18 protein-coding genes are annotated in these 17,946 nt (G+C 59.2%); 8 read left to right on the forward strand and 10 right to left on the reverse strand.

Going from position 1 to position 17,946, the window contains the following annotated elements; all coding sequences use genetic code 11:
* Positions 1 to 8: 8 nt before the first annotated feature.
* The 4 genes from FHL07_RS15420 to FHL07_RS15435 are packed head-to-tail and all read left to right on the forward strand — an operon-like array spanning position 9 to position 2,767.
* A complete protein-coding gene (locus tag FHL07_RS15420) occupies positions 9 to 893 on the forward strand; it encodes a type II secretion system F family protein (protein WP_095001048.1) in 885 nt (294 codons plus the stop codon).
* Between the two features lies 1 nt (position 894).
* Positions 895 to 1,779 carry a type II secretion system F family protein gene (locus tag FHL07_RS15425; RefSeq protein WP_095020823.1) on the forward strand — a complete coding sequence of 295 codons (885 nt, stop codon included), beginning with the start codon at positions 895 to 897 and terminating at the stop codon, positions 1,777 to 1,779.
* A gap of 14 nt (positions 1,780 to 1,793) precedes the next feature.
* The gene (locus tag FHL07_RS15430; RefSeq protein WP_138738655.1) at positions 1,794 to 2,483 is read left to right on the forward strand and encodes a tetratricopeptide repeat protein; all 690 of its coding nucleotides are present in this window, start codon (positions 1,794 to 1,796) and stop codon (positions 2,481 to 2,483) included.
* A 17-nt stretch (positions 2,484 to 2,500) separates the two neighbouring features.
* Positions 2,501 to 2,767: a DUF3613 domain-containing protein gene (locus FHL07_RS15435; RefSeq protein ID WP_138738656.1), complete on the forward strand. Its 267-nt coding sequence runs from the start codon at positions 2,501 to 2,503 to the stop codon at positions 2,765 to 2,767.
* A 73-nt stretch (positions 2,768 to 2,840) separates the two neighbouring features.
* On the opposite strand, the gene FHL07_RS15440 is transcribed toward FHL07_RS15435, so the two are convergent.
* Both FHL07_RS15440 and FHL07_RS15445 read right to left on the reverse strand, forming a co-directional pair.
* Complete coding sequence (locus FHL07_RS15440) at positions 2,841 to 3,623, reverse strand: response regulator transcription factor (protein ID WP_138738657.1); 783 nt, start codon at positions 3,621 to 3,623, stop codon at positions 2,841 to 2,843.
* Between the two features lie 117 nt (positions 3,624 to 3,740).
* Positions 3,741 to 4,214: a prepilin peptidase gene (locus FHL07_RS15445; RefSeq protein WP_138738658.1), complete on the reverse strand. Its 474-nt coding sequence runs from the start codon at positions 4,212 to 4,214 to the stop codon at positions 3,741 to 3,743.
* A 71-nt stretch (positions 4,215 to 4,285) separates the two neighbouring features.
* Between FHL07_RS15445 and FHL07_RS15450 the strand changes: the two genes are divergently transcribed.
* Positions 4,286 to 4,729 carry a TadE/TadG family type IV pilus assembly protein gene (locus FHL07_RS15450; RefSeq protein WP_095001054.1) on the forward strand — a complete coding sequence of 148 codons (444 nt, stop codon included), beginning with the start codon at positions 4,286 to 4,288 and terminating at the stop codon, positions 4,727 to 4,729.
* Positions 4,719 to 7,463, forward strand: coding sequence for a PAS domain-containing sensor histidine kinase (locus tag FHL07_RS15455; protein WP_138738659.1), 2,745 nt, complete (start codon positions 4,719 to 4,721; stop codon positions 7,461 to 7,463). The genes FHL07_RS15450 and FHL07_RS15455 overlap by 11 nt, the downstream gene beginning before the upstream one ends.
* A 128-nt stretch (positions 7,464 to 7,591) precedes the next feature.
* Here the strand turns inward: FHL07_RS15455 and FHL07_RS15460 are convergent, their stop codons facing one another.
* From FHL07_RS15460 to FHL07_RS15490, 7 genes are all read right to left on the reverse strand, one after another.
* Positions 7,592 to 9,505, reverse strand: coding sequence for a pilus assembly protein TadG-related protein (locus tag FHL07_RS15460; RefSeq protein WP_138738660.1), 1,914 nt, complete (start codon positions 9,503 to 9,505; stop codon positions 7,592 to 7,594).
* A gap of 234 nt (positions 9,506 to 9,739) precedes the next feature.
* The gene (locus FHL07_RS15465) at positions 9,740 to 10,327 is read right to left on the reverse strand and encodes a DUF4136 domain-containing protein (protein WP_095001057.1); all 588 of its coding nucleotides are present in this window, start codon (positions 10,325 to 10,327) and stop codon (positions 9,740 to 9,742) included.
* Between the two features lie 28 nt (positions 10,328 to 10,355).
* Positions 10,356 to 10,970 (reverse strand): DUF4136 domain-containing protein, encoded by a 615-nt coding sequence (locus FHL07_RS15470; RefSeq protein ID WP_138738671.1) that lies wholly within the window; start codon positions 10,968 to 10,970, stop codon positions 10,356 to 10,358.
* A 23-nt stretch (positions 10,971 to 10,993) separates the two neighbouring features.
* Complete coding sequence (locus FHL07_RS15475; RefSeq protein WP_095020826.1) at positions 10,994 to 11,743, reverse strand: methyltransferase domain-containing protein; 750 nt, start codon at positions 11,741 to 11,743, stop codon at positions 10,994 to 10,996.
* The gene (locus tag FHL07_RS15480) at positions 11,740 to 12,045 is read right to left on the reverse strand and encodes a nucleotide pyrophosphohydrolase (protein ID WP_095001060.1); all 306 of its coding nucleotides are present in this window, start codon (positions 12,043 to 12,045) and stop codon (positions 11,740 to 11,742) included. Before FHL07_RS15480 ends, FHL07_RS15475 begins: the two co-directional genes overlap by 4 nt.
* A gap of 202 nt (positions 12,046 to 12,247) precedes the next feature.
* Positions 12,248 to 13,102: a MaoC family dehydratase gene (locus FHL07_RS15485; protein ID WP_130872249.1), complete on the reverse strand. Its 855-nt coding sequence runs from the start codon at positions 13,100 to 13,102 to the stop codon at positions 12,248 to 12,250.
* Positions 13,103 to 13,105: 3 nt separating this feature from the next.
* Positions 13,106 to 14,458, reverse strand: a complete 1,353-nt coding sequence (locus FHL07_RS15490; protein WP_095039459.1) for a 3-oxoacyl-ACP reductase — start codon at positions 14,456 to 14,458, stop codon at positions 13,106 to 13,108.
* Between the two features lie 122 nt (positions 14,459 to 14,580).
* Here FHL07_RS15490 and FHL07_RS15495 point away from each other — a divergent pair, with 122 nt between their 5' ends.
* Positions 14,581 to 15,855: an acetyl-CoA C-acetyltransferase gene (locus tag FHL07_RS15495; protein WP_138738661.1), complete on the forward strand. Its 1,275-nt coding sequence runs from the start codon at positions 14,581 to 14,583 to the stop codon at positions 15,853 to 15,855.
* A gap of 50 nt (positions 15,856 to 15,905) precedes the next feature.
* Here FHL07_RS15495 and FHL07_RS15500 read toward each other — a convergent pair whose 3' ends face one another.
* Positions 15,906 to 16,958 carry a bile acid:sodium symporter family protein gene (locus FHL07_RS15500; protein ID WP_095001064.1) on the reverse strand — a complete coding sequence of 351 codons (1,053 nt, stop codon included), beginning with the start codon at positions 16,956 to 16,958 and terminating at the stop codon, positions 15,906 to 15,908.
* Positions 16,959 to 17,040: 82 nt separating this feature from the next.
* Here FHL07_RS15500 and FHL07_RS15505 point away from each other — a divergent pair, with 82 nt between their 5' ends.
* On the forward strand, positions 17,041 to 17,835 hold the full coding sequence (locus tag FHL07_RS15505; protein ID WP_095019800.1) for an AraC family transcriptional regulator: 795 nt from the start codon (positions 17,041 to 17,043) through the stop codon (positions 17,833 to 17,835).
* Positions 17,836 to 17,946 lie beyond the last annotated feature (111 nt).

Raw genomic sequence — 17,946 nt, forward strand, 5'->3', positions numbered from 1 at the left:
CACTGCATATGAACCCGGCCTTACTGCTTTTTACCATCAGTTTCCTGATGTTCGCGCTATCGCTGAATCTGGTGTATCGCGCCCTGACCGACCCGACCACGGGCCGTGTGCTGGAGCGTCTGGGTGAAGGCCAGCCGCAGTTGCTGGAGAAAGCCCAGGGCGTGGCCTGGCTGGACCGGGCTTTTTTGCAGGCAGGCCTGGGGCGCCCTTCAGAGCGTCTGGGTTTGTGGCTGTCGCTATGGGCCGCTGCGGTGATTGTGGCGGGCCTGATCGGTGGCTGGGTGTTCTTGCTCGCGTTGCTGGTGTTGCCGCCGGTGCTGCTCAAACTCTTTGTCAGCTGGCGTTACCACCGCCGGGTTCGGCGCATGGTTGAGCAACTGCCATTGCTGCTCGATCACTGCGTGCGCAGCCTCAAGGCCGGACGCACCTTGGCCGATGCGGTGTTGACCGCGATCGAGGCATCCAGCGACCCGCTCAAAAGCAGTATCAGCCGGGTATCGCGCAACGTGCAGATGGGGGTGAGCCTGCCCGAGGCAGTGAACGACTTTGCCGAGCTTTATGAACGTGATGAATTTCGCATGTTTGCCCTGGGGCTTAAGGTCAACCATCGCTACGGTGGTAATGCCAGTGAGTTGCTGGAGAACCTGATCGTGCTGATTCGCGAGCGTGAGCAGGGGGCGCGCAAGTTGCGCGCCATGACCGGTGAAACCCGGATGACGGCGCTGGTATTGGGCTCGTTGCCGGTGTTTGTGGTGGGTTTCTTTATGGTGACCAACCCCAGCTACATGCTCAAGATGTGGCAGGACGGCGGAGGGCAGCAGATGCTCCTGACCGCAATGGCCATGCAGATAATCGGCAGTGTAGCGCTGTGGCGCATGGTACGGAGCGTATGACATGGCCTTTTTGATTTGTGTGGTGTTGCTGCTGGGCGCCATGGCGCTGTTGATCAATAACGTGGTTCAGGATCGCATGAGCCAGCAACGGGTCATGCAGCGCCTGGATGGTGACAAGACCGGCCCCGGCAAGCTCAGCCTGTGGATGCGGGCGGTGGGCAACAGCAAGTTTGGCCAGCGCTCGGTGTCGATGGACAGCGAAACCCAGACCCTGCTCAACCGCATCGGCTGGCGCACCGCCAGTCAGCGCTCGCTGTTTGCCGCTTTTCAGGTTGGCACCCCGATAGCTTTTGCCGGGCTGGTGTTCTTGGGCTATGAGCTGTTTTTTCCGCGTTCGGGCAATCTGCTGGTGGTGATGCTGTTCTCCCTGGCTTTGGGCTATCTGATCCCCAAGCGATTGTTGGCCTATGCTGCAAAAAGGCGCCAGCAGGAAGTGGCGATCGAAGTTTCAACCTTTATTCCGTTGCTGCGCATTCTGTTTGAGTCGGGCATGGCAGTCGAACAGGCGCTGCGGGTGTTGAGCCAGGAAGCGCGGCACCTGCTGCCGGTACTGACCGGTGAGTTGCGGGTGATTCTGGCCCGGGTCGACTCGGGGCTGGAGTTGAATCAGGAACTGAGCAAAACCGCGAGTCTGCTGGATGTAGACGAGTTCAATGACACCTGCGTGATTCTGCAGCAATTGATTCAGCAGGGTGGTGGCGCGATGAAGTCATTGCAGGCACTCAAGGAGCTGCTGGATGACCGTCGTTTGACCCGCATGGAGGAATATATCTCCAAGATGTCCGCCAAAATGTCGGTAGTGATGATGGTGTTTCTGTTCCCCGCTTTGATGATCGTCTTGGCCGGGCCGAGTTTTGTCGCTATCTCACGAGCCTTTCTCTCTTGACCAGGGGTATGAACATGAAAGCTGTCATCGTCGTGTGCGGGCTGCTGATGCTGGGCGGCTGTGCCACAGGAGGTCAGAGTAATCCGCCGTGCATGGCCATGGGCGGCAGTTGCACCAAGTTGAGTGGTGACCAGGAGCTGTCACTGAACCTGGCCGATGACATGGCCAAGGAAGGCAAGCTGCACGCCAGCCTGGCCAACCTGCAAAACCTGCCGCAGGGGTCGGCGCAGGTACAACTGCGCAAGGCACGGATTTATCGCCAGTTGGGCCGCGATGAGGCCGGGCCGCTGTATCAAGGGTTGCTGGGGTCGTGCCTGGCAGCCGAAGGGGAGCATGGCCTGGGCCAACTGGCAGCCGGGCACGGTGACAACGCCCTGGCGATCACCCATCTGGAGCGTGCGGCACAAATGGCGCCGACCGATGCCAAGATCCGCAATGACCTGGGTGTGGTTTATCTCAATCAACGGCGGGTTGATGAAGCGCGGTTCGAGTTTTTGACCGCTCTGGAGCTCAAGCAGGATGAATCTCCGGCGGCATTGAACCTGGTGACCTTGCTGATTTATCAGGACCAGTGGAAGCAGGCCGCAGAACTGGTAACCCGCGCGGGCCTGACCCCCGAACAGGTAAGTGATGCCCAGTACCGGGCACAAGCTTTGAAAGCTCAAGCCAGGACCGCCAGCAACCAGGTGGCTGTCGTCAAATAACGCGTTGGAGGTTTGCCATGACTTTATCTATTCGTGTGGGGGTGCTGCTGGCCCTGATGCCGCTGGGTGCGCTGGCTATCGAGCCTGGCCCCACCCCCAGAACCCAGCAGCAAACCGAGAACTGGCTGCAATTGCAAGTGAGCGGCAGCGTCCAGTCGCCCATCCACCAAACGGCTACGCCGGCGGAGCGTGAGCTCAGCCTGCAGCGCTGGCTGGACAGCTATAAACATGAGATCCCGGAGTACTACAAACAGGATGAGGGCGGTAAAGCCAAGAAAGAGTAAGTGCGCTGCTATCGCGGGCAAGCCTGTGATCCACAGGTGTTGCCAGCGATTGCGACGGTACGCCAGTCAGCCGTTAATGCGCAGCCTGGCGATGGGCGCCGGCGTTTGGCGACAGGGCCAGGGCCAGTTGGGTGCGGTTGTTCATATGGGTCAGGCGCAGCACTTGCGACACATAGAGCTTGACCGTGTTTTCGGTGATGCCCAGGTCACAGGCGATCTGGTAGTTGGTCTGGCCCTTGCTGACCAGCTTGGCGACGTCCAGCTGGCGTGGTGACAGCTGTTTGAAGATCGTCGGGATCTGTTGCCAGGGGCCTTCACCTGGTTCCTGGCTGTTCAAGGGGTGAGTGGCAGCTTGCGGAGGGCGCCGGGCGGACTCCATGTCCTGATACAGGTCATCGATGGATTCGGCCAGGAACTGCAATTTCTGGTTCAGGTGGCCCAGCTGATCGCTCTTGTGGCGCTCACGCAAAATAGCTTCCTGGCGCTGGATGCCCTCGAGCAGCTCATTGAGGTCGACCGGCTTTTGATAGTAGTCGGCGATGCCGATACGCAGGGCCTTGATCACATCCTGTTTATCGGCGCGACCGGTCAACAGGATGCTTTCAAAGGCGCGGTGTTTGCCGGCCAGTTTTTGCAACTGTTGGGTCAGTTCGATGCCGTTCATGTCGGGCATGTGCAGGTCGCAGAGCACCAGGCCGATTTGCGGGTCGGCCACAAACGCATCAATGGCTTCACGGGTTGTATTGCAAGGCACGCAACGGTAACCGCTGCTTTCCAGAAACTCGCACAGTTCTTCGACAATCAACGACTGATCGTCGACTACGAGCACTTTTATTAGGGGGTTGGGCGTGTTCACGTGGTTCTCCTTCCTGGTAAACCAATCAGGGACATCTTGGTCCACATACTTGCGGTGATTGAATTAAACGTAGACCTACTTTACGACTATGTACAAGGTATTAATCCCTCGTAATGACTAGTGAAGCAGAGCCATTGTCAGGGTAAAACCACCGAACAGGAAGGGTGCAAAGGGAAGCTTTTTTGACACTGTGGCGCCTTTTGCAAGCGAGAGCGTCTTAACTTGTTGATTTATTGACGGCAGTATTTTTGACGCACAAAACCACCAGATGCCAGTACAGATGCCAGCACCAATAACGGTGCCAAGAATTGTCGGACGATCGGTTGTCAGCGCCAGGGCGATCAACAGCTTTACGTCGCCGGCACCCAGCTTGTTCAAGGCATAACCGGGCAGTGTCAGCACCAGCGCGATCAGCAGCGCCCAGCCTCCTTCGGTTGCGCTTGCTCCCAGCCAGGTGTGACCGGTCCACAGCAGATACAGCAGCGCCAGCACTGCGCCACCCAACGTCAGGAAGTTGGAAATATGGCGTTGGAGCAGGTCTTGAATGGAACAGGCCACAAACCACAGCAACACAACAGCTAACTGGATCACGTAAAGAGCCTCCGTTTTTTACCAATGATTCTATGATGATATTACTGTCGACAGTCAGGGTAGACGCAGTCATGAAAACAAGACTTGGCAAAAAGCAGCAGGGCGCGGCGGCGATTGAGTTCGCGCTGGTGTTTGTGATTTTTTTTGCGGTGCTTTATGGCGTGCTCAGCTACAGCTTGCCCCTGCTGTTGGTGCAGTCATTCAACAATGCGACGGCCGAGGCGGTGCGGCGCAGCATGGCGGTGGATCCGACGGCGGCCAACTATGGCGGGCTGGTGGAAGACTTGGCCAAGAGCGTGCTGAACGAGAAACTGACCTGGGTGCCTAAGGCGGTCAAAGACAGTCTGGTTCCGGATGCGATCTATAACCCGACAACCAAAGTGCTGACTGCCAGTGTGACCCTGCCTGCTACGGCGTTGACCACCATCATGCCGGTGCTCAAATTGGGAACGATCACAGTGCCTAGCCTGCCAACAAATTTGAAAGCCGAATCGAGTGCTCAACTTGTCCCCTAGCGAAGGGCTGTTCGGGCGCTTGTTGGGACGGACCGACGAGCGCTTGCCTGAATCCACCGATCCGCAATCACGCACCCATGCGGGTATCCAGCTGATGCTTGATCCGCTGGGGCACGTCATTGAAATCCACGGCCTGCAACGCTACGGCCTGGCGCGGGGCAGCAGTGATGGCTCACCGCGCCTGCTCCTGAGCTATCTGGTGCCGGGCAGTACGCTGGCCCTTGAAGGCGTACCGGCAGACTGGGTTGGCCAAAGCCTTGACCTGGACTTTCAATGTGCTGGGCTGCGCGTGGTGCATACCCGGGGCTGGGTGCAACCCCAGGGGGGCGGCTGGCTTTTGCAGTTGCTGGATATCAGCGACCTGCGCCTGGGTAGCGAGCAGGCCCGTAGCCGCGAGCGCTGCACGCAACTGATTCTGGGGCTGGCCGGGCAATTGCGTCAGTGCAGCGTGCTGCGCCTGCCCGAGGTGATGCACGAAGCACTGCGCAGCGTCGCCCAGCATGGGCGTGTGCCGTGCATGGCGCTGGCGTTGCGCGAAGCCTCGCAGGCTTCCTGGTATATGCACAGCACGTATCACGCCTTTGATGCGCCGCAACTGTGGCTGCCCGAACAAAACCTGGGCAGCCTGCTCGACCCGCTGGGGGGCACCTCGCCCCAGCGGGTCGAGCGCGACGGTAACCCGCGGTTAAACGATTTGTTTGGCAATGCCGATGGTGTGCTGGTGCCTTACAGCGACCAGCAAGGCTTGTGTGCCTGGTTGATGCTGGGTTTTTACCCGGCGTCCCTGCACGGCCCGCAAATGAGTGAAAGCGACTGGATGCAGGTGTGTGCCGCCCTGGCCGCGCCGCTGCTGGACCGTTTGCGTGAGCAGCAGCATCTGCAGCAAAGCGAGCGCATGGAGGCCCTGCAAGGCTTGCTGGGCACCGGCTGGTGGGAATGGTCGAGCACCAGCGAACTGCTGGAACTGGCTCCACAACTGGCCATCAACCTGGACGCTGTGGCCGAGCCGCAGGCCATGACCCGCCAGGCATGGCTGGCGTTGTTTCACCCGGCTGACCGTGATGAACTTAGCGGTCGCTTCAATGAACTGCTGGAACATGGCAAAGAATTATTACTGTTTGCCCGGGTACATGAGCCACAGGCCACAGAGCCTGCCCGCTGGTACCGGATTCAGGGCCAGGTGCTGGGCAGCGGCACCCGGCGGCGCATCGTAGGTTTTATGCTGGATGTCAGCGATATCAAAAACCAGCAGCAACAAGTCGCCGCCGCCCATGCGCGGCTGGACAACCTGATCGCCAGTTCCCCGGCGGTGATTTATGTACAGCGTTATGTTGAAGGCGCGCTGGTACCGGCATTTTTCAGTGACAGCCTCAAGCCTTTACTGGGCTGGACGCTGGAGGAATGTACCAGTGAAACCTTGATCGAGTGGGTCCATCCCGATGACCTCGAACAGTTTTTTGGCCGTACCCGGCAGTTGCTGCGCGAAGGCAGCGCCCGCAACCGTTATCGCCTGCGCGATCGGCGCGGCGATTATCATTGGTTGCTGGATGAGGCCAAGCTGTTGCGTAACGACCTTGGTTTGCCGGTAGAAGTGGTCGGCTTGTGGCTGGATATCACCGAAGCCACCGAAGCGGCCGAGCGGGTCAAAAACAGCGAGGAGCGTTATCGGATACTGGTTGAGGACTCACCGGCGATGATCTGCCGTTACCTGCCCGATCTGACCCTGACCTTCGGCAATCAGCCGCTGGCCAGCTACCTGGAATGCACCACTGCGCAACTGCCGGGCATCAACCTGAGCAGTTGGCTATCCACTGAGCAGCGCGAGGCCTTTGTGCAGCGTATTGCCGGCTTGACTCCGCAGGCACCGGTCAGCACGGCGGAAATCAGCCTGCAACTGCCGGGGCGTGAATATGCCTGGTGGGTGTGGTCGGACCGGGGCATTTTCGACGAGCAGGGCAACTTGCTTGAAGTGCAGGCCGTGGGCCGCGACAACACCGAAGTGCGTCGCTCGCAACAGCAACTGACCCACAGCGCGAAAATGGCCACCCTGGGCGAAATGGCCACGGGGCTGGCGCACGAAATCAACCAGCCGCTGAACGTGATGCGCATGGCCGTGGTCAACGTGCTCAAACGCCTGGGTAATGGCGATGCGCAGATCGATTATTTGCAAGACAAACTCACCCGTATTGACGGTCAGATCCAGCGTGCGGCGCGGGTGGTAGACCACTTGCGGGTGTTTGGCCGTCGTTCCGAAATCGAACAGCAAGTGTTCAACCCGGCGCAGGCCATGGAAGGCTCTGTAGCCTTGCTGGGTGAGGGCTTGAGGGGCAAGGGTGTGCAATTGCGCAGTGAGGGCCAGGCTTGCGCTGTGCAGGTGCGCGGCCATGTGGATCAGTTGGAGCAAGTGCTGATCAACCTGATGGTCAATGCCCGTGATGCGCTGATGAGCAAGCGTGAAACCGACCAGGAGTTTGTGCCCTGGATTGCCCTGAGCGTTGAGTCCGATGCGCAGAGTGTGCGCCTGCGGGTGGACGACAATGCGGGTGGGATTGATCCGCGGCTTTTGGAACGGATCTTCGAACCGTTTTTCACCACCAAGCCCATCGGCCTGGGCACCGGCCTGGGGTTGTCCGTGAGTTACGGCATTATCGACAATATGGGCGGGCGGCTGAGTGTCAGCAATACCGAGCATGGGGCGCGGTTTTGTGTGGAGTTGCCGGTGGTTGCAGCCTGAATTCAGCGTTCCACCCTTCATGTGGGAGCGGGCTTGCTCGCGATTGCATCACCTCGGTATATCAGATGTACCGAGGTGCCTGAATCGCGAGCAAGCCCGCTCCCACAAGGTATTGCACTCCATTTAGGTCAAAGCACCAGCTGGGCGCGGCCACCCTGGTTGCAGGAGAGGTTGGCATCAACTTCCGTCACCATGAGGTTGACCCCCAACAGCGAGAGCAGGTTGTTGATCACAGGATCAAGCAATGGGCTCAAAACGCCTGTAATCAACCCTCCAGCAATGTTTACCACTGCCAGCAGCGTTGCGGTGACAGCATTCGACAAATTCGTTGCGAGTGCCCCGAGGATGCCGGTGCTATCCACTGGTGCGTACAGTTGAATCGGCAAATTGCTCAGCGTACTTTTCAGGCTGGCCACCACGTTGGTCGTGGGGCTGGCGTTTTTGGCCGCCGGTGGAAGTTTCAAATTGGGCGGCTCCGAGCTTGAGGCTGCAGAAAAAAGCAGGGTGCTGGGAGTTGGAGCAATGGGTAGCTTTGCCATGATCGCAATGCCGCCGCCGCCATAATCCTTTGAAGAACAAATGAGGGCCAAGCAGGTCTTGCTGACGATGTTCACAATGGGCAGTGGTGTAACGGTTACGGAGGCTGAAGAGGAAAAAGCCTTGCTGCCATCAATGTTGCCGACATTCAAATTGGCCAGGGCCGTGTGTGCCAAAACCGTAAGGCTTTTAGTGCCGGTACTTCCCGTAGGGCAGCTATATCCGGTCACCAGTGCATCTGCGCCACCTGCATCCAGATTGACACTGAGGATTAATGGCGGCGGAAGTATTTGAGGGCTGTAGGTCGTACCGATAATGGCCCCGAGCAAGCCTGTAACAAGATCCAGAACTTTACTCACAAGTGAAGCCACGGTATTGAGAACCGGAAGCTCAATGGTGATTAAAGACCTCACTTGCGCCGTGCGCACAAAAAGCCTGTCCGTGGCCGGGTTGCCGATGGCAGAGAACTGCGGGGGCTCGATTACTTTTACCGTGGTCGTTACCTTGGCCAGTCCCAGCACGTTAACCGGTAGGCTGACGGCAGCGGCATTATTCTTGTTGGCAATTTGAATGGCGGCTTGTATCACTGAAAATAAGTTAAGGTTGGTGTCCAGGCCAGCAGTTGAAGTTCCGGTTTGTAGTTGTAATAAGTCACCAACTTTTATGGGTGTGTTTTTAATAGCGGCAACTTGTAGGTTGGTCAGTGCTGTTTGTACATCTGCCGTAGCTCCGTTAAGTTTTGCGACAGTAACCGCCGCTTTTATAAAGTCAGTCACCGTGGCATTGGTAGTGAGTAGCGTTGTGTAATCTCCTGCCTTGACGTTCAAGTTAACGGCCAATTGATTCAAGTACTGCAGTAAGTTGATGTCTGCTTTGACCAAGCCGTCCCAGCCAACGGCCGAAATGGCTACGTTACCTCCCAGCAGGCCTGTAAACAGGTTGTTGAGCAGCGGCGATTGTGAGGAGTCGACCGTAGCCAGTGTGGTACGAATACTTATTTGCGCCAGCGTCGGCCCCGGTGTTGAGCCCACCGCACTCGCCGTCAAATTGGTATTCAGATTAAACCCGTTTTTGGAAAACATACTCCACAAGCCTCCGGCCACGCTGGTCGGCACAGTGGTGGTGGCGATTACGCGAATGGCATCGGATTTGGTTGCGTCGGCAGTGAATACCCGCAACTGGCTACTGTTGGTGCTCAGGGTGCCGCAAGTGGTGTTTACTTTTTGCACGCTGCCGGGGGTGAAGCTGTTGCGAGTGGCACTCTGGTTGGCGAAACCGGCAGCAGTACTGGCGCCAGCACAGTTACCGCCCCGACTCACCGCCTCCAGCACCGCCATATCCGCCACGCGCTGCAACTTGCGCTGCTCCAGGTACAGGCGCCCGCTGTCGACCACCAGCAGCATAAACAGCAGCACCATGCCCAGCGTCACGGCAGCCATCAGGCCGATTGCGCCATGCTGCTGCCGGGGACCATAAAAACCCATACCGCGTAGTTGGGGAGACATCGAGCACTCCTGATGCTGGAACAGTGCCCAGCGCTAACTCTCCAAAGTTTCAGCGAGTGTAGACAAGAAGTGATCGGTGCGCTGGCCAGTTGCCAGTTTTATAAGCGCGATGTGAACGGTTAATCAAAAGACAACGACAAGTGGTCAGAAAAACAGTGTAAAAACCAACTTGCTCACGAAAGTATTAATACCAACTTACTTATATACATCGTGAGCAAGTTAATGCTGCGTAACTTACTTGGGCGGATACGTACTCAGGATCTTGGTGACTGCTTGCTGGATTGCAGCGCTGCGTTCAGCCGGGGTCGGGCTGCTGTCTACGACTTTCTCTGCACTGCCTCGCCACACCAGCTTGCCGTCTTTGGCATCGATCAGGTCGATCTGCAGCGTACCAACCTGGTAGACCACGTTGCGGGTTTCGTTATACATCGGTGCGCCCCAGTAACCTTCCCACGGGCCGCCCCAGTAACCCCCCCACGGCCCGCCCCAAGGGCCACCGTAGCCGTAGTTGGTCACCACTTGCTCCTGGCGGTTGGCCACGATCAGCCAAGTTTGCACCAGCAAGTCCGGCTTGCTGCCTGCCGCTACCGGGCGCAGGCCGCGCTGGTCCAGCTGGCTGCTGACGGCCTGGACAATGCGCTGCTCGGTCAGGTCGCTTCTAAGCATCGGGTTGTTGGGTTGGTATTGCACGGCAGGGTCTTTCCAGGCCCAGGTACGGAACTGGGCGAAATCGACAGCAGGGTTGTAATCATGGCTGACCTGCATGGTTTCGCAGGCACTGAGCAGCAGGGCCAGGCCCAGTAATGCAATGCGACGAAGCATGATGATTTCTCCACTTCACTATTGAGACTCAATGGGGAGGGTAAGCCTGTACTGCCTTGTTCAGTGATTCGCGCAGGGCGTCACTGCGTTCGCTCAGGCTGCCTTTACTGCTGGTTTCTGCACTGGAACTCCACACCGGCTGGCCGGTTTTACCGTCATACAGGTTGAGTCTAACCACCATGACCTCAACCTCATAAGTACGTATGACGGGGACAGAGTTGTACATGCCGTATTGGCTGCCGTAGCGGCCGTAACCGCTGCCGTAGCCGGCCTCGTAACCATAGTCGTCCTGTACCTGGCGCAAGCGTTTTTCGGTGTGCAAATCAGCACTGACCCAAAGATCCGCCGGACGGTTGGGTTGTGCCGGGCGCAAGCCGCGCTGGTCCAGGGCATTGTTAACCGCTTCGGCGATTTGCGCCGAGTCGGCCCATGCCGTGCCAACCGGCAGCCGACCATTGAGCCAGGCCCAGCTCTGGTAGCGCCCGTAATCCCGTGGCGGGGCCGGGTAGGCACTCAAGTCCAGGGTATTGGCTGCCTGTGCCGGAGCCGGAGGCATGGGCATTGAGGTGGCGGTGTACGGGTTGGGGCTTTGGCAAGCGCCCAGCCCCAGGCTCAAAACGATCAAGGCAACGCGGCGATACATCATGCTCTCCCCCGCAGGGCGATTTAAACCGGGCGACACACCCAATGAAGATAACGTCCCAGCCCGGCAAACGCAGGGTGGCGACGGTGGGCCAGCTCCATTTCAACCAGGGCTTCAAGCTCGGCGCGGGCCTGGAACTCCACTGGCATGTAATCGTGAAACACCCGCACGCCGCTTTGGGTTTCGACCTGCCACAGCCCTTCGAGTGCTATGGCCAGCTCCCGTGGGTCGAGTGGCTGCTGCGGGGTGAGGCTCTGTTTTTCGCCGGCCATGTCGTTCTTGCGCATCTTGCGAAAGTGCCCCTTGAGCAAGTTGCGATAGATCAGCGCGTCGCGGTTGTAAAACGCCAGCGACAACCAGCCATCTTTGGCGGTCAATTGATGCAGCACCGGCAGGATCGCGTGGGGCTCGGCCAGCCACTCCAGCACGGCGTGGCACAACACCAGATCGTACGGTTGAGTCAGTTGGCCGAGCAGCTCCTGCCACGGCGCCTGAATAAAGGTGCCAGTCTGGCCAGCTTCGGCAAAACGCTGGCGGGCGCCTTCCAGCATCGGCGCGGCCGGTTCGGCCAGGGTCACATCGTGACCTTGCTGGGCCAGCCACAAGGACATATGGCCCAGCCCGGCGCCGATATCCAGCACCCGCAACGGGCGTTTGGGCAGGGCTTCCTGCAGGTCGGCCTGGAGCACGGCCAGACGAATCGCACCCTTGGCGCCACCGTAGATTTTCTCGGCGAAGCGGGTGGCCAGTTGATCGAAGTGACGGTCACTCATTTGTTGAAACGCCTTTCATTGTCGGCCAGTTTATTGCGTACCACTTCATTCATGTCCAGGCCCAGTTCGGCACAAAGCAATACCAGGTACAGCACGATATCGCCCACTTCCTGGCCGGCGTGGGTGAGCTTGTCGGCAGGGAGCTGGCGTGACTGGTCTTCGCTCAGCCACTGAAAGATCTCCACCAGCTCGGCCATTTCGACACTGGCGGCCATGGCCAGGTTTTTCGGGCTGTGGAACTGCTTCCAGTCGTTGTTATCGCGGATGCGATGCATGCGTCGGGTTATTTCGTCGAGGTTCATTGCGGGCGTGCTCTCCAGAAGGCGCAAAGCTTGCGACCGAACGGGGATTGGTGCAAGTGAAAGGCACGGGCAGCCCGGCGGGATTTTCGGCTCGCATGCCATCCTCTGTGGGAACGGGCTTGCTCGCGATGCAGGCGCCGCGGTTTAACAGGTAAAACGCGCGGATGCCATCGCGAGCAAGCCCGCTACCACAGGGGGGTGGTCAGCTAACCGGTCGCCAGTTGCCGATCAAGTGCACCAGGCCGTCATGGCCATTGAGCTGGAAGTCGCCACTGGAACCCGCCTCACTGCTGAGCAAAATCACTTCGCCGGGCAAGCGCACCGGTTTTTTGAAGGCAACAAAAACCTCAACATTGGCCGCCGGCAGGTGCGAATTGAGTGCCGCCAGCGTTCGGGCTTTTATCCACAGGCCGTGGGCAATTGCACTGGGCAGGCCAAACAGCTTGGCGCTGGCGGCACTGAGGTGGATGGGGTTGTAGTCGCCCGAGACTTTGGCATAACGCCGGCCAATATCGGCGGGGGCATACCAGCGGGTCAGTTCGCTCAGGGCCACCGGCGCAGGATCGTTGATTTGGGGCAGGTCGCCCGGCAGTTCCACGCCTTTGCACAGCAGGGTGCTTTCGGCCTCCCATATTGGCCCCAGCAGATCGTCAACCTGGGTGACCACCTCGAAGGTCGCGCCCTTGGGGTGTTTTTGCAGGTTGTGTACATATACCCCGATGCGCAGCTGCGTCACGCTGCCCATCGGGCGCAGCAGACGGATCCGATTGGTCAGATGAATCAGCCCCAGCAGCGGGAAGGGGAAGTCCTTGGCAGTCAGCAACTGCATTTGCAGACCGAAGGCCAGGATGTGTGGATAAGTGGGCGGCAGCAATGGGCTTGGCACCAGGTCGCAAACATCGCGAAACGCCGCCAGGGCCTTGGGCTCCACCTCGACCCAGCAGCGCACACCTTGCTCCGGCAAGGGGCTGGAGGTGATCTTGCGCCGGGCCGCGGCATGGGCGTACAGCGCGGGCAAGTGCGGTGGGCCGCTGAGGTCGAGCCATTTCACGGTCATGGCTTATGCTCCCAGAATACTTTGGCCACACACCCGCAGTGCCTGGCCGCTGAGCGCGCCCGAACCCGGCTGGCCGAGCCAAGCCACAGCCTCGGCGACGTCCTGGGGCTGGCCACCCTGGCCCAGCGAACTCATGCGTCGTCCCGCTTCGCGCAGGGCAAAGGGAATATGCGCGGTCATTTGGGTTTCGATAAAACCCGGGGCCACGGCATTGATACTGATGCCACGCTCGCCCAGCGCCGCTGCCCAGGCCTGAGCAAGGCCGATCAGCCCGGCCTTGCTGGCGGCGTAGTTGGTCTGGCCGCGATTGCCGGCGATACCGCTGATGGATGCGAGCAGGATTACCCGGCCGTTATCGCGCAGGGTGCCGCTATCAAGCAGGGCCTTGGTCAGCACTTGCGGGGCGTTGAGGTTAACGGCGAGTACCGAGTCCCAGAATTCCGGGGTCATATTGGCCAGGGTTTTATCACGGGTGATACCGGCGTTGTGCACCAGGATATCGATACCATCGGCCAGTTGCCCGGTCAGTTGTTCTGCGGCATCGGCGGCACAGATGTCGAGCGCGATGCTGTGCCCGCCCAAGCGCGCGGCCAGCGCATCGAGATCGCTCTTGGCGGCCGGCACGTCGAGCAGGATCAGTTCGGCGCCATCCCGGGCCAGGGTTTCGGCAATCGCGGCGCCAATGCCACGGGCCGCACCGGTAACCAGTGCCTTGCGTCCGGCCAGGGGGCGGGTCCAGTCCTGCACCTGGTTGGCGCAGGCCTTGAGGCGCAGCACCTGGCCGCTGATAAAGGCACTTTTTGGCGAGAGAAAAAAGCGCAGTGCGCCTTCAAGCTGATCTTCGGCCCCCTCGCCGATATACAGCAGTTGCAAGGTACTGCCGTTACGCAATTCCTTGGCCAACGAGCGACTGAAACCTTCGAGCGCACGTTGCACGCTGGCGGCAAAAGGGTCGCTTAATGTTTCAGGGGCACGGCCCAGGATCACCATATGGGTACAGTGCTCGAGATTGCGCAGCAGCGGCTGGAAAAATTCGCGCAGTTGCTTGAGCTGCCCGGTGTGCAACAGCTCGCTGGCGTCAAACACCACGGCCTTGAGCTTTGGTCCCTGGCCTGGAATCCACGGTGTGGCATGCAAGGGTTCAGGGCCATAGCTGAACACCGCATCGGTGAGTTTGCCGCCAAAGCGGGCCACCTGTGCGGCAAGCGCACCGCCGCCAATCAGCAGAGGGCCTTCGACGGGGCGCAGGCGCCCGGCCTGCCAGCGCTCCAGTCGTCCCGGTGACGGCAGCCCCAACGCGCCGACCAGCCGCTGGCCGAGGGATGAGTTGACGAAGTCGATATAACGGTCTGACATGGAACACTCTCCGACAGGTGGGGTTCAAAGGGTTGACCACAAACAGACCGTGGTCGTTAGTTATCGGCAATAAGGCCTACGCTGGTAACGATTAATGGATTTAAGAGAATAGGGTGAATCGTATGAGTCTGCGTCGTGTAGCAATTATTGGTGGTAATCGAATCCCGTTTTCTCGCGCCAACGGGCCTTATGCGACTGCCAGTAATCAGGACATGCTGACGGCGGCGCTGGAAGGGCTGATCGAGCGATACAACCTTCACGGGTTGCGCATGGGCGAAGTAGTGGCCGGGGCGGTGCTCAAGGATTCGCGGGATTTCAGCCTGACCCGCGAATGTGTGCTGGGCTCGCGGCTGTCGCCGCAAACTCCGGCCTATGACTTGCAGCAGGCCTGCGGTACAGGGCTTGAGGCGGCATTGCTGGTGGCCAACAAGATTGCCCTGGGGCAGATCGAGTGCGGGATTGCCGGTGGCGTGGACTCTGCCTCCAATGTTCCGATCGGCATCAATGACGGGCTGCGCAAATGGCTGCTGCAGTTCAACCGCCTCAAGGCACCTGTGGACAAGCTCAAGGCGTTGCTGCAATTGCGTCCGGGCTTTTTGAAGCCCGAATTTCCACGCAACGGCGAGCCTCGCACCGGGCTGTCGATGGGCCAGCACTGCGAGTTGATGGCGCAAACCTGGAACATCCCCCGGGTTGAGCAGGACGAGCTGGCGCTGCACAGCCATCAGGCACTGACGGCGGCTTACCACGCCGGCTGGGAAGATGATCTGCTTACGCCATTTATGGGCCTGAGCCGTGATAACAACCTGCGTGCCGACCTGACCCTGGAGAAACTGGCCGCCCTCAAGCCCGTATTCGAGCGCAGCGCCAAGGGCACGTTGACGGCGGGCAACTCCACGCCACTGACCGATGGTGCGTCGACGGTCTTGTTGGGCAGTGAAGAATGGGCCAGGGAGCGCGGCTTGCCGGTCTTGGCGTATTTGCGCGATGGTGAAACAGCTGCTGTAGATTTCGTACACGGTGCAGAAGGGTTATTGATGGCACCGGTATATGCCGTCCCACGGCTGCTGGCGCGTAATGGCCTGACCTTGCAGGACTTTGACTACTACGAGATTCACGAAGCCTTTGCTGCCCAGGTGCTGTGCACCTTGAAGGCCTGGGAGGATGGGCCTTACTGCAAAAGCCGGTTGGGTCTTGATGCAGCGCTGGGGGCGATTGATCGCAGCAAACTCAACGTCAAGGGCAGTTCCCTGGCGGTGGGTCATCCGTTTGCGGCGACGGGCGGGCGTATCGTGACCAATATGTCCAAGCTGCTGGCCACCGCCGGGCAGGGTCGAGGTTTGATCTCGATCTGCGCGGGGGGCGGGCAGGGTGTTACTGCAATAATTGAGCGATAGCCGTCTGTGGGAGCGGGCTTGCTCGCGATGGGCGCAATGCGGTGTGCCTGTTACGCCGTGGCGTCGGCATCGCGAGCAAGCCCGCTCCCACCCGAGATGTTGTTGTGTTTGGCTTCTGCGCGACTGCGCGTGGCATAACTCTCGGCCATCACCGAACACACGATCAACTGCAGTGGGTGGTAGATCATGATCGGCAATAAAATCAGGCCCAGCCCCGGGTTGGCCCCGAAAATCAGGGCCGCCATCGGCGCACCCGCCGCGAGGGATTTCTTGCTGGCGCAGAACACTGCAGCGATTTCATCTGCGGTGCTGAATTTCAGGGCGCGGGCGGTGCGGGTGGTCATCCACAGGATAATCGCCAGCAGGACCGCACTGCCGACCAATGCACTGACAATCACCGAACTGCCCTGCTGTTGCCACATGCCCGAGACCATCGAGTTGCAGAACGCGGCGTAAACCAGCAGTAGAATCACCACCTTGTCGCAGATATTGGTGTAGCGCTTGTGCCGGGCAAAAAAGCGTCCGCACAGCGGGCGCACCAACTGGCCCAGCACCAGCGGCAGCAACAGCATGGCGCACAGGTCGAGCAGGGTTGAACCCAGGTCGATGCCCCCTGCGCCGCTGCCCACCACGAAGCTGACCAGCAAGGGTGTCAGGAAAATCCCCAGCACGCTGGACAGGCTGGCGTTAAGAATCGCTGCCGGCACATTGCCTCCAGCACTGCCGGTCAGTGCCACCGACGAGGAGATGGTCGAGGGCAGGGCACACAGGTAGAAAAATCCCAACATCAGCAGCGGCGGGATATGGGCGCCCAACAGCTTGTTGGCGACCACCCAGATCAGCGGGAAGACGATAAAGGTAAAGCCCTGCACCATAACGTGCAGGCGAATGTTTTTCAGACCGTGACTGATCTGCTCACTGGACAGGTTCACCCCGTGCAGGAAAAACACCAGAAACACTCCGATATTGATCACCCATTCCGCGTGCATTGCGCCGCCAGTGCTACCGAAATGCGGAAACACATAGGCCAGGAAAGTCGCCAGCAGCATGCCGCACAGAAACCAGTCGGTGAACATTCGTTTGAGATGTTTGAGTACAGGCATTGTCAGCACCGCAACATTGTAAGAATTGATGACTTAGCCTAACGTCGCAGCAATCTGTCGTCTTGCGATATAAGGCCAATCAATGCCGCCAAACGGACAACGTGGGCTGCCGCGTGCCATTCCGGTACTCGATGCCCTGCCACGACCCCTGTATGCCCGGGCCGAAAGCCTGGGCGCGGGTTCGTGGACGCCGCGCCATCGACACGATTGGGTGCAGTTTTCGTACGCTATTAGTGGTGTGCTGGGCGTACATACAGACGAGGGCAGTTTTTTTGCGCCCCCGCAGTGGGGTATCTGGATTCCGGCCGGGCTGGAGCATGAAGTAATCACCTCGATGCGCGCTGAAATGCGCAGCCTCTATGTGCGCCGTGAGGACTGCCAATGGGCGCCGGGGCAGTGCCGGGTACTGGAGGTCACGCCGCTGGCCCGGGAGCTGATCAAAAGCTTTTGTGCGCTGCCCGTCGACTACCCCGAGGAGGGGAGCTGCGAGCAACGCTTGGTGGCGGTGCTGCTGGACCAGTTGGCAAGCCTGCCCGAGGTCGGTTTTTCACTGCCGTTGCCCCGTCATGAACGTTTGCTGGTGCTGTGCAATGAGCTGGTCGAAACCCCTGATGCCGAGGCGAACCTGGGCCTGTGGTCGTATCGGCTGGGGATGTCCGAAAAAACCCTGATGCGTTTGTTTCAACGTGAAACAGGCTTGAGTTTCCGCAGTTGGCGGCAGCGGGTGCGTCTTCTGTCATCGTTACGGGTGCTGGAGGAGGGCGGTCATGTCACGCGGGCGGCGCTGTCTTGCGGGTATGAATCAACGTCGGCGTTTATTGCGGCGTTTAAAAAGATGTTCGGCTTTACCCCGGGTGACTTGTTTCGACAGGGTTAAGTCGGTGCTCAAAACGTGTTGCTCGTCTATCATTCAAATCGTTTGCCCTCTCCCCGTGGTGAGTGGATTGCCGTATAACGAATGACATTCGCGTGTTTGGTAATAAAGGAC

Origin of the sequence: Pseudomonas sp. FSL W7-0098 (assembly GCF_005930585.1) — a bacterium.
GTDB lineage: Bacteria > Pseudomonadota > Gammaproteobacteria > Pseudomonadales > Pseudomonadaceae > Aquipseudomonas > Aquipseudomonas bubulae.

What these genes read in the sequence shown, in the direction of transcription:
- FHL07_RS15420 (WP_095001048.1), top strand. Translation starts at nt 9, where the DNA reads ATGAACCCGGCCTTACTGCTTTTTACCATCAGTTTCCTGATGTTCGCG.
- FHL07_RS15425 (WP_095020823.1), top strand. Translation starts at nt 895, where the DNA reads ATGGCCTTTTTGATTTGTGTGGTGTTGCTGCTGGGCGCCATGGCGCTG.
- FHL07_RS15430 (WP_138738655.1), top strand. Translation starts at nt 1,794, where the DNA reads ATGAAAGCTGTCATCGTCGTGTGCGGGCTGCTGATGCTGGGCGGCTGT.
- FHL07_RS15435 (WP_138738656.1), top strand. Translation starts at nt 2,501, where the DNA reads ATGACTTTATCTATTCGTGTGGGGGTGCTGCTGGCCCTGATGCCGCTG.
- FHL07_RS15450 (WP_095001054.1), top strand. Translation starts at nt 4,286, where the DNA reads ATGAAAACAAGACTTGGCAAAAAGCAGCAGGGCGCGGCGGCGATTGAG.
- FHL07_RS15460 (WP_138738660.1), bottom strand. Translation starts at nt 9,505, where the DNA reads ATGTCTCCCCAACTACGCGGTATGGGTTTTTATGGTCCCCGGCAGCAG.
- FHL07_RS15465 (WP_095001057.1), bottom strand. Translation starts at nt 10,327, where the DNA reads ATGCTTCGTCGCATTGCATTACTGGGCCTGGCCCTGCTGCTCAGTGCC.
- FHL07_RS15470 (WP_138738671.1), bottom strand. Translation starts at nt 10,970, where the DNA reads ATGTATCGCCGCGTTGCCTTGATCGTTTTGAGCCTGGGGCTGGGCGCT.
- FHL07_RS15475 (WP_095020826.1), bottom strand. Translation starts at nt 11,743, where the DNA reads ATGAGTGACCGTCACTTCGATCAACTGGCCACCCGCTTCGCCGAGAAA.
- FHL07_RS15480 (WP_095001060.1), bottom strand. Translation starts at nt 12,045, where the DNA reads ATGAACCTCGACGAAATAACCCGACGCATGCATCGCATCCGCGATAAC.
- FHL07_RS15485 (WP_130872249.1), bottom strand. Translation starts at nt 13,102, where the DNA reads ATGACCGTGAAATGGCTCGACCTCAGCGGCCCACCGCACTTGCCCGCG.
- FHL07_RS15490 (WP_095039459.1), bottom strand. Translation starts at nt 14,458, where the DNA reads ATGTCAGACCGTTATATCGACTTCGTCAACTCATCCCTCGGCCAGCGG.
- FHL07_RS15495 (WP_138738661.1), top strand. Translation starts at nt 14,581, where the DNA reads ATGAGTCTGCGTCGTGTAGCAATTATTGGTGGTAATCGAATCCCGTTT.
- FHL07_RS15500 (WP_095001064.1), bottom strand. Translation starts at nt 16,958, where the DNA reads ATGCCTGTACTCAAACATCTCAAACGAATGTTCACCGACTGGTTTCTG.
- FHL07_RS15505 (WP_095019800.1), top strand. Translation starts at nt 17,041, where the DNA reads ATGCCGCCAAACGGACAACGTGGGCTGCCGCGTGCCATTCCGGTACTC.